We start from the raw sequence: 15345 nt of genomic DNA, 5'->3' as shown, positions 1-15345 counted from the left end.
AAACATCGCGAGAATTCCTATATGTAAGTTTTGAGCGGCCTCCAGGAGACAGCGGCGCGTGTTCCTTTCGGTTTTCGACCTGTTCAAGATCGGCATCGGTCCATCGAGCTCGCATACGATGGGGCCGATGACGGCTGCCCGCCGTTTCCTCGACGAGATCCTCGCCGACGACTGGCCGCGCCCGGCCGGCGTCAAGGTCGATCGGATCGGCGCCAGCCTGCACGGCTCGCTCGCTTATACCGGCATCGGCCATGGCTCGGACCGCGCCGTCATCCTCGGACTGGCCGGCGAGACGCCGCAGACGGTCGATCCGGATGAGGCGGATAGCATCGTTGCCCGCATCGGAACGGAGAAACGGATTTCACCGCCTGGGCATCCGGCCTACCGCTTCGACCCGGCCAAGGATCTGGTGCTCGACCGCAAGACGCCGCTGACCGGCCACGCCAACGGCATGGCCTTCTATGCCTACGATGCGTCCGACCGGCTGCTGCTCAAGCGCATCTATTATTCGATCGGCGGCGGCTTCGTCGTCTCCGAGGAAGAGTTGCAGCGCATGAAGGCCAAGGGCTCGGTGACGACGGAAGGCAAGAAGGTGCCTTATCCGTTCAAGAACGCCGTCGAGATGCTGGCGATGGCGGCCAAGAGCGGGCTTTCGATCGCCGAGATGAAGCGGTCCAACGAGGAAACGCATATGTCGCGCGAGGAGCTGGACGCCGGACTCGACGCGATCTGGAGCGCCATGAAAGGCTGCATCGACCGCGGGCTGTCGCAGGACGGCATCATGCCGGGCGGACTGAAGGTGCGGCGCCGCGCACGCCAATTGCATGACAAGCTGCAGGAACAGTGGCAGCAGAACCGGCCCAACCCCTTGCTAGCCAATGACTGGCTGTCGATCTATGCCATGGCGGTGAACGAGGAGAACGCCGCCGGCGGGCGCGTGGTGACTGCGCCGACCAACGGTGCCGCCGGCACGCTGCCGGCGGTGCTGCGCTACTGGCTGCATTTCCATCCCGAAGCCGACCAGCCGAGCATCCGCGACTTCCTGCTGACGGCCGCCGCCGTCGGCGGCATCATCAAGTCAAACGCTTCGATCTCGGGCGCCGAGGTCGGCTGCCAGGGCGAAGTGGGATCCGCTTCGGCAATGGCGGCGGCCGGGCTTTGCGCGGTCATGGGAGGCACTCCGGAGCAGGTCGAGAACGCCGCCGAAATCGCGCTCGAGCACCACCTCGGCATGACCTGCGATCCGGTCGGCGGCCTGGTGCAGGTGCCCTGCATCGAGCGCAATGCGCTGGGCGCGGTCAAGGCGGTGACAGCCGCCTCGCTCGCCATCAAGGGCGACGGGACGCATTTCGTGCCGCTGGATGCTGCGATCGAGACCATGCGCCAGACCGGTCTCGACATGAACGAGAAATACAAGGAAACCAGCCTCGGCGGACTCGCTGTCAACGTGGTCGAGTGCTGACCTTGCCCTTTCCACCGGCGGGCTTGGTTTGCCGAAGCGATCGAAACGGCCACGCTGGCCTCATGATTTGGCTGCAGTCGGCCTGTGCATAATCCCGCTTGGCGTTGAATGCCTCCGGCGCTGTCGCTAGATTGCGGGCATGTCTCTCAATCTCGTCAAACTCTGCGTCGGCTGCGACAGCGTCGAGGACCTGGAAGAGTGGATCGCCTTCCGTCTCGACGAGCGGTGCCGCGCCGGCGAGCCGGCCGAGCACTGGCACACCACGCGCATGGTGCCGACGCGCGGTGGGGAGATCACCGATGGCGGCTCGCTCTACTGGGTGATCAAGGGCAACGTCCAATGCCGGCAGCTGATCACGGAGATCCGGCCTTTCGTCGACGGCGAAGGCATCGGCCGCTGCCATCTCGTGCTCGATCCCGAAGTGGTGCGCACCGACTGGCAGCCGCGCCGCGCCTTCCAGGGCTGGCGTTATCTTAAGCCCTCCGATGCGCCGGCCGATCTCGGCAAGGGCAGGGCCGCATTGGCCGAGATGCCGCCGAAACTGGGCCTGGAGCTTGCGGAACTCGGCCTGCTGTAGGACTGCAGGTCCTCATCTTCCGCTTGCTGGCCCTTCGAGCGGCCCGGCGTGGGGCTTGCAAGCACCGCCCCTGCGCCACATCTTGATTTTGATGCACAATCATTTGGATGGCGGTGCAAACTGATGGGCGTGATCATCGCATTGGCAGCCGTGCTCCTGATGCTTTTCGGCGCTGCGACAATCTTTGTGCGTGCCGACGCAGCGAGGATGGCGGACAGTCTCAGAACGCTTGGGCCCGCGCTGTTGGGCCTGATCGGCGCGACGATGCTCGTGGTCGGCCGCAGCAGCTTTGGCGGCCTGCTGATGATTGCGGGTGCAGGCTGGTATGCCTGGATGCGGGCGAGGCGACCGCCACCGAAGCTTGTCGCGGCCAAACGCTCAACCGTGCGCACCGCGGCTCTCGAAATGGAGCTCGACCACGACAGCGGCAAGCTCGAAGGCCTTGTTCTCGCCGGCCATTACGAGGGGAGAATGCTGAGCGCCATGGGGATCGAGGAGCTGCAGCAACTCCATGTCGAGCTGCGGCCGGACCCGGAGAGCCGCCAGCTGCTAGAGACGTATCTTGACGGCCGTTTTCCCGTCTGGCGCAAGGACGCGCAGCCGGACAGTGGCGAAGGGCTGGGTGTTGCGCCAGGTGCGGGCGCCATGACTAAGGAGGAGGCCTACAAGATCCTTGGTCTTGAAGCGGGGGCTGCCGCGGCGGATATCCGCAAGGCGCACCGCCGCCTGATGCAGCGCCTGAACGCCGATGTCGGCGGCACGTCTGTCCTGGCGGCGCGGATCAATGAAGCCAAGGACGTCTTGCTCTCCAATCACGACTAGTCTCCTTCGACGCGGAACTTCCCGGGAGGTTCAAAAGCCGCCTATTGCTGGACGGCGTAGCACTCGATCTTCTTTCGCTTCAGGGCGTCGCAAGCTTTCCAGGCTGCGTCCTTCGAGCCGAAACCGCCGAAGCGGGCGCGGTAGTAGGTGACGCCGCCCTTGTCGAACGCGACCGTGAAGCCCGATGCGTCGGCCAGCACCTTCGGCGCCTGCTTGGTCGTCTTGTCGAGAAGCGCCTGAGCCCCCGATTGCGTCGGCGAGGACGCGACCTGCACCACCCATCCCGACGGCAGCGAGGCCGTCTTGACCGGATCGATGGCCGGGGCGGCGGCTGCGGCCGGCTCGGCGTAAGCGGCAACCGTCTGGGACGTGGCTTCGGGCTGTGATGCGGTTTCGGTCTCTGAGGTGGTTTCTTGGGGCGCGGCTGCCGAAGCCATGGCGGCCACCGCAACCGTCTTCACCTTCCTGACCTGGATCACCGGCTTGGTTTCCTCAGCGACCGGCGCGCTGTCATCGGCTGACGCGACTTCGGTGTCGTCGACAGCCGGTTTTTCGTCCGGAGTCGGCGCGTCATGCTTGGGCAGGAGGACCTTGGCCAGAGCCTTGATCGGATTGCCGCCGCCCGCCTTGGCGATCAGGTTGCCGCCGCCGCGGGTCGAGGCGCGCGGCAGATAGGTGTTGATCAGTGAAGCCATCTGGTTGTCGCGGCTGCGGCCGGAAGCGCCGCCCATCACCACTGCGACGAGGCGGCGATCGCCATCGGCGACTGAGGAGACCAGGTTGTAGCCGGAAGCGCGCGTGTAGCCGGTTTTGATGCCGTCGACACCCTTGATGCGGCCGAGCAGGCGATTATGGCCGTTGATGCGCTGGCGGCCATAGAGGAACGAGCGCTGCGAGAAATAGCCGTAATATTGCGGGAAGTGCTCGCGGAGCGCGATGCCGAGCATCGCCATGTCGTGCGCCGTGGTGAACTGGCCCGGATCGGGCAGGCCATTGGCATTGCGGAAGACAGTGCCGTTCATGCCAAGCTGGCGTGCCTTGGCCGTCATCATGCGGGCAAAATTGTCTTCGCTGCCGCCGAGCAACTCGCCCAGCGCGGTCGCCGAGTCGTTCGCCGACTTCGTCACCATCGACAGGATCGCGGTCTCGACCGGCACCGACCCGCCGGCGCGCACGCCGAGCTTGGTCGGCGGCTCGGACGCGGCATGGGCCGAGAACGGCACCGGCGTGTTCTTGCCGATCCTGCCCTTCGCCAATGCCTCGAAGGTGAGGTAGAGCGTCATCATCTTGGTGAGTGAAGCCGGATAGCGCCGGCCGTTGGCGTCGGCCGAATAAAGCACCCTTCCGGTCTTGGCGTCGACGACAATCGCGGCAGACTTTGCCGCCATCGCGGAGGCGACATCGGCGGTGACAATCGTCACCGCGAGCGCGGCAATCATGATCGCCTTGAAGGAGAATGAAGATTTGGAGACGAAGCCCGACAACGCCTGACGCACCGTTACTTACCCTGAATTTTCGTTGCCCCGGAGGCGGCAGAGGGGTGCCTGCCTCACTTCCGGCCAAGCTATCGCGGTCAGCGTTACCAATCCGTTTATGGTAACCGCCGCGTTCACCATTTTCTGGCGATTTGAGCCTCTGTTTATTCGAACTTTAGCGGTCGCTGTCGCGCGGAGCCCTTGCGGCTCAAGGCAATCTTGACTTTTGTGCAGCGCACAATATATTCCAGTGCATTGCACAAGGGCGCCCGGGGCTAAATGGGCGTTTCAACCAAGGGAAGGCATGAAATGACCCAGACCTATGAGGACTTCGCGAAATACGGCAAGGAGTTTGCCGACACCGGGCTGAAGAGCTTTGCCTCGCTCACCAAGGGTGCGCAGGCGATCGCGACCGAAGCCGGCGAATACACCAAGAAGAGCTTCGAGGCCGGCAGCGCCGCCTTCGAGAAGCTGTTCTCGGCCAAGTCGATCGAGAAGGCCATCGAGATCCAGACCGACTACGCCAAGCAGAGCTACGAGAGCTTCGTGGCCGAGGCCAGCAAGATCGGCAATCTCTATGCCGAGCTCGCCAAGGAAGCCTACAAGCCGTTCGAATCGGTCGTCGCCAAGGCGAAGTAATTTCGTCCGATCACATCGGGCAGGCTAGCCGGCCCGCAAAAACAACCCGGTCGCGGAAGCGCGGCCGGGTTTTTTCATGCGCCGCCGCAACCACCCGCGCCTTGCCGCATTCACGATTGAGAAATTCGCTGAAGTTTGCGTACCTAGCCATATTGTCAGCTAAACAGAAGGGCTTAAAATCGGCCATCGAAGACCTACATGTTGAACTCGCATGAGGATTCGAAAAGGCAGGACTACGTGACGATCGGTTTGACTGCCACGGCAGGCGTGGTGCGAATGCAAGGTGACGGCGACCGCAGCGATCCCGGTCGCGGCACGGCGGTCATCACGCGCACCAAAACCAAGACAAAAAAGCCCAGCCTCTACAGGGTCCTCATCCTTAACGACGACTACACTCCCATGGAGTTCGTGGTCCACGTCCTGGAGCGTTTTTTCCAGAAGGACCGCGAGGCCGCCACACGCATCATGCTGCATGTTCATAATCATGGAGTGGGCGAGTGCGGGGTCTACACATTCGAGGTGGCCGAGACCAAAGTGTCTCAGGTCATGGATTTCGCCCGACAGAATCAGCATCCGCTGCAATGCGTGATGGAGAAGAAGTGAGGTAACATGCCGGCTTTCTCCCAAGGCCTGGAAAAGGCGCTACATCAGGCGCTGACGTTCGCCAACGAGCGGCATCATGAATATGCAACGCTCGAACACCTGCTGCTGGCGCTCATCGACGACACCGAGGCGGCCGCGGTGATGCGCGCCTGCAATGTCGATCTCGACGAGCTCAAGCACACCGTTCTGACCTATATCGACACCGAGCTCGACAATCTCGTCACCGGTTACGACGAGGATTCGAAACCGACCGCCGGGTTCCAGCGCGTCATCCAGCGCGCCGTCATCCATGTGCAGTCGTCCGGCCGCGAGGAGGTGTCCGGGGCCAATGTGCTCGTCGCAATCTTTGCCGAGCGCGAAAGCCATGCGGCCTATTTCCTGCAGGAACAGCAGATGACCCGCTACGACGCGGTCAACTACATCTCGCACGGCATCGCCAAGCGCCCCGGCGCTTCGGAGTCGCGCACGCCGCGCGGCGCCGACGATGAGCAGGGCGGTCAGAACGGCGCCGAGCCGCAGGAAGACGGCGGCAAGAAGAAGCCGCAGGACGCGCTGACGGCCTACTGCATCAACCTCAACAACAAGGCCAAGGCCGGCAAGATCGATCCGCTGATCGGTCGCGAGAGCGAGATCAATCGCACCATCCAGGTGCTGTGCCGCCGCTCCAAGAACAACCCGCTCTATGTCGGCGACCCAGGCGTCGGCAAGACGGCGATCGCCGAGGGCCTTGCCAAACGCATCGTCGAAGGCGACGTGCCCGAGGTGCTGCAGGACGCCACCATCTTCGCGCTCGACATGGGCACGCTGTTGGCCGGCACCCGCTATCGCGGCGACTTCGAGGAGCGCCTGAAGCAGGTCGTCAAGGAGCTCGAGGACTATCCGGGCGCGGTGCTTTTCATCGACGAGATCCACACCGTGATCGGGGCAGGGGCCACGTCCGGCGGCGCCATGGATGCCTCGAACCTGTTGAAGCCGGCGCTGTCGTCCGGCGCGATCCGCTGCATCGGCTCGACAACGTACAAGGAGTTCCGCCAGTTCTTCGAGAAGGACCGCGCGCTGGTGCGGCGCTTCCAAAAGATCGACGTCAACGAGCCGACCATCGAGGACGCCATTGAGATCATGAAGGGCCTGAAGCCCTATTTCGAGGAGTTCCACAAGGTCCGCTACACGAGCGAGGCGATCAAGGCTTCGGTGGAGTTGTCGGCCCGCTACATCAGCGACCGAAAGCTGCCGGACAAGGCGATCGACGTGATCGACGAGACCGGCGCCTCGCAGATGTTGGTGCCTGAGGCCAAGCGCAAGAAGACGATCGGCATCAAGGAAATCGAAGCGACGATCGCCACCATGGCGCGCATCCCGCCGAAGACGGTCTCGGCGGACGACGAGAAGGTGCTGCAGGGTCTCGATGTCGAGCTGAAGCGCGTCGTCTACGGTCAGGATACCGCAATCACGGCGCTGACGTCGGCGATCAAGCTGGCGCGGGCGGGCCTGCGCGAGCCGGAGAAGCCGATCGGTTCCTACCTGTTCTCGGGGCCGACCGGCGTCGGCAAGACGGAAGTGGCCAAGCAACTTGCGGCCTCGCTCGGCGTCGAGCTGATCCGCTTCGACATGTCGGAATATATGGAACGCCACACCGTCTCGCGGCTGATCGGCGCACCTCCCGGCTATGTCGGCTTCGACCAGGGTGGACTGTTGACCGACGGTGTCGACCAGCATCCCCATTGCGTGCTGTTGCTCGACGAGGTGGAGAAGGCGCATCCGGATCTGTTCAACATCCTGTTGCAGGTGATGGACCATGGCAAGCTGACCGACCACAACGGCAAGCAGATCGACTTCCGCAACGTCATCCTGATCATGACGACCAATGCGGGCGCATCGGACGCTCAGCGCGCGGCGATCGGCTTCGGCTCGACCAAGCGGGAGGGCGACGACGTCGAGGCTATCAACCGGCTGTTCACGCCCGAATTCCGCAACCGTCTCGACGCGATCATTCCGTTCGGCTCGCTGCCGATACCGGTGATCCATCAGGTGGTGCAGAAATTCGTCATGCAGCTCGAGGCTCAGCTTTCCGAGCGGGGCGTCACCTTCGACCTGTCGCCGGACGCGATCGCCTGGCTGGCCGACAAGGGCTATGACGAGCGCATGGGCGCGCGTCCGCTCGGCCGCGTCATTCAGGAGCACATCAAGAAGCCGCTGGCCGACGAGGTGCTGTTCGGCAAGCTGAAGAAGGGTGGCACGGTGCGCGTCACCGTCGAGAAGAAGGAAACCGGCGAGACCGGCCTGAAGCTCGAATCGTTGGCCGATGAAGCTCCGGTGAAGCCAAAGAAGGAAGAGCCGGAGGACGCGCCGAAGCCGAGGAAGGCGGCGGCGAAGAAGCCTGCCGCCAAGAAGGCCGTGGCGCAGAAGCCGGAGCCGAAGGGCAAGGACGGCGGCAAGCGAAGCCTGGTGCCACAGCTGCCCCGCAAGGGCTGATCGACCTGAAGCGCGTCCCGCTGAAACGGATTCAGGCGGCGCGCACTAGGTGCTTGTTACCAAAACGGCCGCCCGTCTTTGGGCGACATGCATTGCAGTCAAAAAGCCCCGGCAACGGGGCTTTTTGATTGGGAGGAACCGGCACGTGACGGCTGGCCAAATCATCCATACGGAATGGCGCGCGGCCCTCCGGAAGTCGAGCATTGCCGCCCCGGGAAATGTTTGGCTGGCTGCAGAGTCAAGCAACGCCGTCCGGCGCGAAGCGTGTCAGGAAATATCCGCACGCCTTCCAGATCATGATCGACAAGAGCGCACCCGCGTAGCCGTCGATGGCATAATGCCAGCCAAGCGCGACTGAGCCGACCATTATCATGGCAGCGAATGCCCACATCAGGATACCGGCCGGCCGGGAGCGCCGCGTTGCGTACAAAGAGAAAAGCACCGCCATCGCCACGTGCATGGACGGGAAAGCGGATATGCCGATGCTGCCGACGGTCGCGCCGGTATAGCCGCTCCATAGCATGTCCTGCGTGCTAAGCGCCCAGATCGGATAGATGCGATCGGCGGCGGCGAGTGCCTGCATGAGGGGACGGAAGTCACCGCCGAGTCCCAGTCGCTCGTAAAAGCACGGCCCTGCCGACGACAGCCCCATCGCCAGGAAGAAGCCGCCAAGCGTCCATATCAGCATGAAGCTCATCAGGAACTGATGACGCAGCTTCGTATCTTTGCGCGTGATGCAGGCGGCGAAAACTGTGGCGATGAGCACGATGAACCAGAAATTGTAGGCGAGATTGAGCGTCCTCAATGCAAATGGCGACTGGACGACAAACCACAGCCATTCGTCCGGGGCTCTACCGAAATGCAGGATCCGATCGGCGTGGGCCAGCGCCTTGTCCCGTGCAAAAGGGGAGAGGATTGCGATGGCTCCTTTCAGAACACCGACGGCGGATACGAAGGCGATGCTGGCGGTCAGGCCGTTGAGGCTGTTGGCCGTGCGTTCGGCGTCGCCGAAAAAGCTGCCCAGCGATTTCAGGAAGGTGCCGAGCGGTTCGGGATCCCGTTTGACCAGCGCAAGGTGGAGAAAAATCCCAAGTGCAAAGACGCAACCGCAGATCCAGAAAGCGATCAAAAGGTACTCAATGTATTCCTTCAATATGCCGAAATCCGGCATGTTTCCGGTGCGCATGCCGATCGCTATTGCCAGAAGCAGAGCGCCGACGGCCAAGGCGTGAAGCAATCTGTGTCGTCGAAAGGCGTGTGCCAGGGCGATCAGAAAAGCCCGTCCGCCAGCCATCCTCGCAAGGGGGGTCGACGCCGCAACCGAATTGTCCATGGTTTGAAATCCAATAGCTCGCAACGCCCCAGCGTTCTACAGCGAGATGGTTCGATATTTCCTAACCAAACGATTCGAGTGCAAACGGTCGCATCCGGGCGCCGCACGCGGCCGGCCGGGGAAAACGCGCCGGGGTTGTCGCGGCAAACCGATATAGGATCGTCAGTGCGAGGCTGTCAGTCGGCCTTCAACGGCGACGGGACCGCGCGCTTTAGTTCCCTAGTGCCGCGCGGATTTTGCCGGCGTTCTCGGCCAGCACTTCCGGCTTTTCCATCTGCCCGGAATGGGGCTTCAGCGGCACGCCGTCGAAGCGCGGAATGACGTGGACATGGAGATGGTAGACGGTCTGCCCGGAGGCCGGCTCGTTGAATTGCATCAAGGTGACGCCGTCGGCATTGAAGGCCTTTTTCACGGCAACCGCCACCTTCTGCACCACGGCAAACAGCGGACCGAATGTTGCCGGATCGGCGTCGAGGATATTGCGCGACGGCGCCTTCGGCACCACCAGCGTGTGGCCGACTCCTTGCGGCATCACATCCATGAAGGCTACGACCGCATCGTCCTCATAGATGCGGTGCGAGGGGATTTCGCCGCGCAGGATTTTCGCAAAGATGTTGCCGGGATCGTAGGCTTCGGCCATGGCGGGCACTCCGGATTAGGTGTCGTCGTCCGGTGTAGCGAAGCCGCTTCCGAGCGGCAAGACGATTGAGCCGATCTGTCGGCAGCGCGGTCGGCCATCGCTGTTGCATGATCGCAGGTGTTGTCGTCTGATACGTCAATGTCAGGATGGAGCGACTGTGAAGTGGATCGTCGCCGGATGGCTGTTGTTCATTGTGTCGGCGCTGTTCTTCATCGCCGCCGCGTGGCGCGCAGGCGATCTGCTGGCGCTTGGCGGCGGCATTTTCTTCCTGGTTGCCTGCTTTTCGTTCCCCGTTCCGATCGCGGCCCGAAAGCCGCAATGACTGTGGATGGCAAGGCCCGAGCTATTCCTTGAGATCCTTGCGGAACGGGGTGTGCTCTTCGAGATACTCCCCCATCCGCTCCACCTCGCGACGCTCGCGGCGAAGGTAGTCGGCAACCGCGTTGCGCAGGCCGGGATGGGCGATGTAGTGCGCCGAATGCATGGTCACCGGCTGGTAGCCGCGCGCCAACTTGTGCTCGCCTTGCGCGCCGGCCTCCACCACCTTCAACTTGCGCTCGATCGCGAAGTCGATCGCCTGATGGTAGCAGACCTCGAAATGCAGGAAGGGGTGATCCTCGATGCAGCCCCAGTTGCGGCCGTAAAGCGCGTCGGACCCGATGAAGTTGATGGCGCCCGCAATGTAGCGGCCGTTGCGCTTGGCCATGACCAGGAGAATGTCCTCGGCCATGCGCTCGCCGATCAGCGAGAAGAACTGGCGGTTGAGATAAGGGCGGCCCCATTTCCTGCCGCCGGTATCCATGTAGAAAGCGAAGAAATCGTCCCAGGCGCGTTCGGTGATGTCCCTGCCGGTCAGCCAATCGATGCTGATGCCGTCGGCCAGCGCCTCGCGACGCTCCTTTTTCATCGCCTTACGCTTGCGTGAAGCGAGCGTGGCGAGGAAGTCATCATAGCTCGAAAAGCCTTCGTTGAAGAAATGGAACTGCTGGTCGGTTCGGTGCAGGAAACCCGCTGCTTCGAGCGTCGCAATGTCGGGCTCGGCGGCGAAGGTGACATGCGTGGAAGACACGCCGAGCTTGTCGGTCACCAATTTCAGGCCGGCCGCGAGGCCGGCCCTCACCGCGCCTTCGTCCTCGCCCCTGCTTACGAGCAGGCGAGGCCCGGTGACCGGCGTGAACGGCACCGAGCATTGCAGCTTGGGATAATAGCGTCCACCTGCGCGCTCGAACGCGTCCGACCAGCCGTGGTCGAAGACATATTCGCCCTGACTGTGCGATTTGAGATAGCAAGGCACGGCGCCCAGCAGCTTGCCTTGCGCCGTCTCGAGCCTGAGGTGATGACCCTGCCAGCCGGTGCGCCGCACGGCACAGCCAGAATCCTCAAGCGCGCTCAGAAAACCGAATGAAACGAGGGGGTTGTAGCCGTTTGCTTTGTCGCCGCGCGTGGTTGCGGCGAAGCCGTTCCATTCATCGCAGGTGAATGCGCCGATGGTCGCCGCGACGCGGACCGAATAGTCCGCATTCGCTGTCGGTCCATCGTCGTCGTCACCCTGATCCATCCGGCTTATTTAAGCGTCCTCAGGGCAGCTACAAGTCACGTTTCAGGCACTGCCTCACAGCATAATGCCGAAAGTGCGAAGCGGTTTTCGGACGGCATCATGCTCGGATCTGATCCAGGTCGTTCGACCTGAAATCATCCAGCTCTAGGCGACCTTGACCAGGTCCGGCTCAAAGCCCTCGAAGGTCATCTGGTCGGCATATTTGAAGGTGAGGTCGACCGCCGGCTGGTCGTGCACGGTCCAGGTGATGACCGGCATCTTGAGCTTTTCGCGCACGAAGCTGACGAACGGGTTCGGCAGATCGCCGGCGGCGTAAGAGGTGAAGGCGAGGTTGTGCGCCAGCATGGCAAAATGCGCCTCGATCAGCTGGTCGTCCTTGCCGTAGGCGGTGAGCCCGCCGGGAATGCCCGGCGCCTCCTTGGCGAAGTCGCGGATCAGCCAATGGTCAAACGACATGATCGCCACCTTGCCAGTGTAGCGCTTGAGCAGCCTGCCGACGCTCGCGACCAATCCTTTGTCGTGGCCGGGAACACCTTTCAGCTCGACCACCAGCGGCACGCGTCCGTCGATCAGGTCGAGCGCCTCCTGCAACGTCGGCACATGATCTTTCGTGCCGCCCACCTTGAGCGCGGTGAGCTCGGCCGCGGTGCGTTGCCAGACGAAGCCATTCTCGCCTGTCAGGCGTTTCAGGTCGCAGTCGTGGATGATGACGGGAACGCCGTCGGACGAGACATGCACGTCGCATTCGATCGCGTAACCGCGGTCGGCTGCCGCGGCGAAGGCCGACAGCGTGTTCTCCCAGCGTGTCTTGTTCATGTCATGGAAGCCGCGATGCGCGACGGGGCGGGCAATCAACCAGGAAAGGTCGGTCATGTCAGGCTCGTTTTACTCGACTTCGAAGATCGCTTCGATCTCGACCGCGGCATTGAGCGGGAGCGACGCAGTGCCGACGGCGGAGCGAGCGTGCTTGCCACGTTCGCCGAGGACCGCGACGAGGAAGTCGGAGGCGCCGTTGGCGACCAGATGCTGCTCGACGAAGTCCGGCGCCGAGGCGACGAAGACCGTGATCTTGACCAGCCGGCGGATTTTTTCGAGATCGCCAAGTGCTGCCTTGGCCTGCGCCAGGATGTTGATGGCGCAGAATTTTGCGCCCTCCTTGCCGGCGGCGGTATCGATGTCGCGGCCAAGCAGCCCGCTTGCCTGCAGCTTGCCGTCCTTCAGCGGCAGCTGCCCGGCGGTGAAGAGGGTGTTGCCGGTCCGGCAGTAGGGCACGTAGTTGGCGGCCGGCGCTGCTGCGGCCGGAATGGCAACGCCGAGATCGCTTAGCCGCTTTTCGATTGTTTCGCTCATTGGTTTTCCCTATTGCTGGAAGGCGCCGCGTTGGCGGGGCCGAAATTGCTATTTTTGCCTCGCTTCCGCCACGACTTTTTTTAAGCTGGACCATCTTTCCCTGCGGCCTGCCATCGGCCGCGACGATCGGAGCACTGCATGCGCTTGACGCGCCTTTTCCTTTCCACCGCTCTCGTGTCGGCGGCCATCCCGATGGCTCCGGCCCTTGCCGTGCCCGCGCTGCAGGCGCACCGCGCCGTCTATGATCTCACCCTCAACAAGGCGTCCGACCGCTCCGGCATCACGGGCATCTCCGGCCGCATGGTCTATGAGTTCAACGGCTCTCCCTGCGAGGGCTATACGGTGAAGTTCCGTTTCGTCACGCAGATCGTCACCAGCGAGAACACTAGGCTGACCGACCAGCAGACGACGACGTTTGAGGACGCAGAAGGCAAGACCTTCTCCTTCGTGACGAAGTCCTTCGTCGACCAGAACCTCGACAAGGAAGTCAAGGGTATGGCGACCAGGGAGCCGAAGGGCCTCAAAGTCAACATCGACAAGCCCGAGAAGAACACGCTCGAGCTCGCCGCCACGCAGTTCCCCACCCAGCACCTCGTGGAGCTGATCGGCAAGGCCGAGAAGGGAGAGAACTTCTATCAGACCAATCTGTTCGACGGCTCCGAGGATGCCAATAAGGTGATGACGACCACCGTCGTCGTCGGCAAAAGAGCCGACGCCGACAAGGCGGACCCGGAAGCGCCGGCGCTCGCCAAGCTTGCCACCGACAAATACTGGCCGGTCGACATCGCCTATTTCGACGACACCGACAAGAGCGGCGAAGAGGTGCCGGAGTACCGGATCAGCTTCAAACTGCATGAGAACGGCATCACGCGCGACCTCGTCATGGATTATGGCGACTTCTCAATGACCGGCAAATTGGTGAACCTGTCGCTGTTCGATCAGGCCAAGCCCTGTCCGGCCTCGAAATAGCGGCGGGTTAACCGCTACGGCGATCCGTCGCCGAGCCTGACTTGAAGACGCCGCAATCCCGTTCCAGCATCCCGTAGGCATTTCGGGGGAAAAGCTTGGGCAGGATCGACGTGTTCGTGGCGCCGCGACCCAATCCGGCGCTGATCAAGGTGATGACGATCGTCAACCGCATCGTCATGTTGCGAGGGGTTCCCGGCTTCCGCGACCTGTTGCCGTTCAATCGGCTCGCCGGCCTGCGCGGCGTCGCCAATATCCGTCACATCGACTTTCCCGTCGCCGACCAGCAGAAGCTGCACGCCTGCTGCGGCGAAGGCCAAGCGACGTTCATCACGCCCAACCATCCGGAATTCTTCACCGACTGGATGATCGACAAGGAGATCGTCTCGCGCGTCAGCCCGCTTGCCGCCTCATGGGCAACACATGGGGTGGTGAACGGGCTCGGTCGGCTGATGCAGAAATTCTGGCTGGCCAACAATCTGATCGCGCAGATTCCCGGCAACAGCGAAGCCGCCAAGGCGCATTCGGTCGATTGGGCGCTGAAAGGCCATGGCGTGCTGCTTCATCCGGAAGGCAGCGTCGGCTGGCACGGCAACCATGTCGCGCCGCTGCTTCCCGGCGCGGTGGAGATGGGGCTGGCGGCGCTGAAGCGCGGGCGCGAAACCAACAAGGATTTCAAGGTCTGGGTGGCTCCTGTTGTCTGGAAGCTCGCCTTCATCGGCAATGTCGAGCGGCCGCTCGCCAGGGAATGCGCCTATGTCGAGAAAAAGCTGAAAATGGAAAGTGTTGCAGCCGGCTCCCTGCCGGAGCGCGTCTACAGCATCTATTCAGGCCTGCTCTCCCTCGACGAGCAGGCCTGCGGCCTGACCGCAGAGGCGGGCGCTTCCTTTGCCAGCCGCCAGCAAAGGGTGCTGGCCGAGCTTGGCCTGCGGCTCGCCGATGCCGTTGCGGCCGAACCCGACCTCGATTTGGCCGAGTTGCTGCGGCGTTCACGCCGCTGGCTGCGCGAGGGCAAGGCTGATGCGGATGAGCAAAAACGCGTGCGAAAACTGGCGGAAACGATCCAGCGCGTCCAGCGCGTCGGCTCCTGGGCCTTCGCCAATCAGACGATAACCCAGGAGGAGATCGCCGAGCATCTGAAGCGCATCCGCAACGACTATTGCAAAGGCGCTTTGCGCGATTCGATCAACCGCTTCATTCCGCAGCCCGCCGGGCCGCGCTGCGCTCACATCCGCGTGCCCGAGCCGTTGGCGCTTCATGCATATGATGGTTCGGTCGAAGAGGCGCTCGCCGTGCTGCGCTCAAGGATGCAGGAAGCGGTGTCGAGAATCGTGACCGAACTTGAAGCCGCCGGCGGCTTCATTTCCTATCCGAATCCCTTTTATCATCGCTGACTTCGCGTCGGCCCGGGATGATTGTGAGCGGGCCGCCGATGTCGGTTGGAGTGC

The 15345-nt window shown here is 62.8% G+C and carries 16 protein-coding genes; 9 read left to right on the top strand and 7 right to left on the bottom strand.

Going from position 1 to position 15345, the window contains the following annotated elements:
- Positions 1–58: 58 nt before the first annotated feature.
- The 3 genes from CK222_RS14220 to CK222_RS14210 all read left to right on the top strand — a co-directional run bounded on the left by CK222_RS14220 (position 59) and on the right by CK222_RS14210 (position 2861).
- Positions 59–1462 (top strand): L-serine ammonia-lyase, encoded by a 1404-nt coding sequence (locus CK222_RS14220; protein ID WP_095800775.1) that lies wholly within the window; start codon positions 59–61, stop codon positions 1460–1462.
- 139 nt (positions 1463–1601) lie between these two features.
- Positions 1602–2039 carry a DUF1489 family protein gene (locus CK222_RS14215; protein ID WP_095800774.1) on the top strand — a complete coding sequence of 146 codons (438 nt, stop codon included), beginning with the start codon at positions 1602–1604 and terminating at the stop codon, positions 2037–2039.
- Between the two features lie 123 nt (positions 2040–2162).
- On the top strand, positions 2163–2861 hold the full coding sequence (locus tag CK222_RS14210; protein WP_067319851.1) for a molecular chaperone DnaJ: 699 nt from the start codon (positions 2163–2165) through the stop codon (positions 2859–2861).
- Positions 2862–2902: 41 nt separating this feature from the next.
- Here the strand turns inward: CK222_RS14210 and CK222_RS14205 are convergent, their stop codons facing one another.
- A complete protein-coding gene (locus tag CK222_RS14205) occupies positions 2903–4357 on the bottom strand; it encodes a D-alanyl-D-alanine carboxypeptidase (RefSeq protein WP_095800773.1) in 1455 nt (484 codons plus the stop codon).
- A 288-nt stretch (positions 4358–4645) separates the two neighbouring features.
- On the opposite strand from CK222_RS14205, the gene CK222_RS14200 reads away from it, so the two are divergent.
- Complete coding sequence (locus CK222_RS14200) at positions 4646–4975, top strand: phasin family protein (RefSeq protein ID WP_066992785.1); 330 nt, start codon at positions 4646–4648, stop codon at positions 4973–4975.
- A 10-nt stretch (positions 4976–4985) separates the two neighbouring features.
- Here CK222_RS14200 and CK222_RS32275 read toward each other — a convergent pair whose 3' ends face one another.
- Positions 4986–5162, bottom strand: coding sequence for a hypothetical protein (locus CK222_RS32275; RefSeq protein ID WP_156751000.1), 177 nt, complete (start codon positions 5160–5162; stop codon positions 4986–4988).
- An 89-nt stretch (positions 5163–5251) separates the two neighbouring features.
- Here CK222_RS32275 and clpS point away from each other — a divergent pair, with 89 nt between their 5' ends.
- Both clpS and clpA read left to right on the top strand, forming a co-directional pair.
- Entirely contained in the window at positions 5252–5578 is a 327-nt protein-coding gene (clpS, locus tag CK222_RS14195) for an ATP-dependent Clp protease adapter ClpS (protein WP_176477647.1), read from the top strand.
- A gap of 6 nt (positions 5579–5584) precedes the next feature.
- A complete protein-coding gene (clpA, locus tag CK222_RS14190; protein ID WP_066992605.1) occupies positions 5585–8050 on the top strand; it encodes an ATP-dependent Clp protease ATP-binding subunit ClpA in 2466 nt (821 codons plus the stop codon).
- Between the two features lie 238 nt (positions 8051–8288).
- Here clpA and CK222_RS14185 read toward each other — a convergent pair whose 3' ends face one another.
- A complete protein-coding gene (locus CK222_RS14185) occupies positions 8289–9221 on the bottom strand; it encodes a phosphatase PAP2 family protein (protein WP_095800876.1) in 933 nt (310 codons plus the stop codon).
- Positions 9222–9594: 373 nt separating this feature from the next.
- Complete coding sequence (locus tag CK222_RS14180; protein ID WP_066992609.1) at positions 9595–10023, bottom strand: HIT family protein; 429 nt, start codon at positions 10021–10023, stop codon at positions 9595–9597.
- A gap of 157 nt (positions 10024–10180) precedes the next feature.
- Between CK222_RS14180 and CK222_RS14175 the strand changes: the two genes are divergently transcribed.
- The gene (locus tag CK222_RS14175; RefSeq protein ID WP_095800772.1) at positions 10181–10345 is read left to right on the top strand and encodes a cytochrome oxidase subunit III; all 165 of its coding nucleotides are present in this window, start codon (positions 10181–10183) and stop codon (positions 10343–10345) included.
- 21 nt (positions 10346–10366) lie between these two features.
- Here CK222_RS14175 and CK222_RS14170 read toward each other — a convergent pair whose 3' ends face one another.
- From CK222_RS14170 to CK222_RS14160, 3 genes are all read right to left on the bottom strand, one after another.
- On the bottom strand, positions 10367–11581 hold the full coding sequence (locus CK222_RS14170; protein ID WP_095800771.1) for a GNAT family N-acetyltransferase: 1215 nt from the start codon (positions 11579–11581) through the stop codon (positions 10367–10369).
- Positions 11582–11725: 144 nt separating this feature from the next.
- Positions 11726–12454: a glycerophosphodiester phosphodiesterase gene (locus CK222_RS14165; protein ID WP_095800770.1), complete on the bottom strand. Its 729-nt coding sequence runs from the start codon at positions 12452–12454 to the stop codon at positions 11726–11728.
- Between the two features lie 12 nt (positions 12455–12466).
- Positions 12467–12931, bottom strand: coding sequence for a RidA family protein (locus CK222_RS14160; protein WP_066992618.1), 465 nt, complete (start codon positions 12929–12931; stop codon positions 12467–12469).
- A gap of 138 nt (positions 12932–13069) precedes the next feature.
- Here CK222_RS14160 and CK222_RS14155 point away from each other — a divergent pair, with 138 nt between their 5' ends.
- Both CK222_RS14155 and CK222_RS14150 read left to right on the top strand, forming a co-directional pair.
- On the top strand, positions 13070–13900 hold the full coding sequence (locus tag CK222_RS14155) for a cell envelope integrity EipB family protein (RefSeq protein ID WP_095800769.1): 831 nt from the start codon (positions 13070–13072) through the stop codon (positions 13898–13900).
- 95 nt (positions 13901–13995) lie between these two features.
- On the top strand, positions 13996–15291 hold the full coding sequence (locus CK222_RS14150) for a hypothetical protein (RefSeq protein ID WP_095800768.1): 1296 nt from the start codon (positions 13996–13998) through the stop codon (positions 15289–15291).
- The last annotated feature ends 54 nt before the right edge of the window (positions 15292–15345 follow it).

The sequence above is a fragment of the Mesorhizobium sp. WSM3866 genome, assembly GCF_002294795.1.
Lineage (GTDB): Bacteria > Pseudomonadota > Alphaproteobacteria > Rhizobiales > Rhizobiaceae > Mesorhizobium.
The sequence above is the reverse complement of the archived record's forward strand: the minus strand, read 5'-3'. Positions and strand labels throughout refer to the sequence as shown.

Coding starts and splice junctions, on each gene's coding strand:
- CK222_RS14215 (WP_095800774.1), top strand. CDS start 1,602: ATGTCTCTCAATCTCGTCAAACTCTGCGTCGGCTGCGACAGCGTCGAG.
- CK222_RS14165 (WP_095800770.1), bottom strand. CDS start 12,454: ATGACCGACCTTTCCTGGTTGATTGCCCGCCCCGTCGCGCATCGCGGC.
- CK222_RS14170 (WP_095800771.1), bottom strand. CDS start 11,581: ATGGATCAGGGTGACGACGACGATGGACCGACAGCGAATGCGGACTAT.
- CK222_RS14160 (WP_066992618.1), bottom strand. CDS start 12,931: ATGAGCGAAACAATCGAAAAGCGGCTAAGCGATCTCGGCGTTGCCATT.
- CK222_RS32275 (WP_156751000.1), bottom strand. CDS start 5,162: ATGGCCGATTTTAAGCCCTTCTGTTTAGCTGACAATATGGCTAGGTAC.
- CK222_RS14180 (WP_066992609.1), bottom strand. CDS start 10,023: ATGGCCGAAGCCTACGATCCCGGCAACATCTTTGCGAAAATCCTGCGC.
- CK222_RS14200 (WP_066992785.1), top strand. CDS start 4,646: ATGACCCAGACCTATGAGGACTTCGCGAAATACGGCAAGGAGTTTGCC.
- clpS (WP_176477647.1), top strand. CDS start 5,252: ATGCAAGGTGACGGCGACCGCAGCGATCCCGGTCGCGGCACGGCGGTC.
- clpA (WP_066992605.1), top strand. CDS start 5,585: ATGCCGGCTTTCTCCCAAGGCCTGGAAAAGGCGCTACATCAGGCGCTG.
- CK222_RS14185 (WP_095800876.1), bottom strand. CDS start 9,221: ATGCCGGATTTCGGCATATTGAAGGAATACATTGAGTACCTTTTGATC.
- CK222_RS14155 (WP_095800769.1), top strand. CDS start 13,070: ATGCGCTTGACGCGCCTTTTCCTTTCCACCGCTCTCGTGTCGGCGGCC.
- CK222_RS14210 (WP_067319851.1), top strand. CDS start 2,163: ATGGGCGTGATCATCGCATTGGCAGCCGTGCTCCTGATGCTTTTCGGC.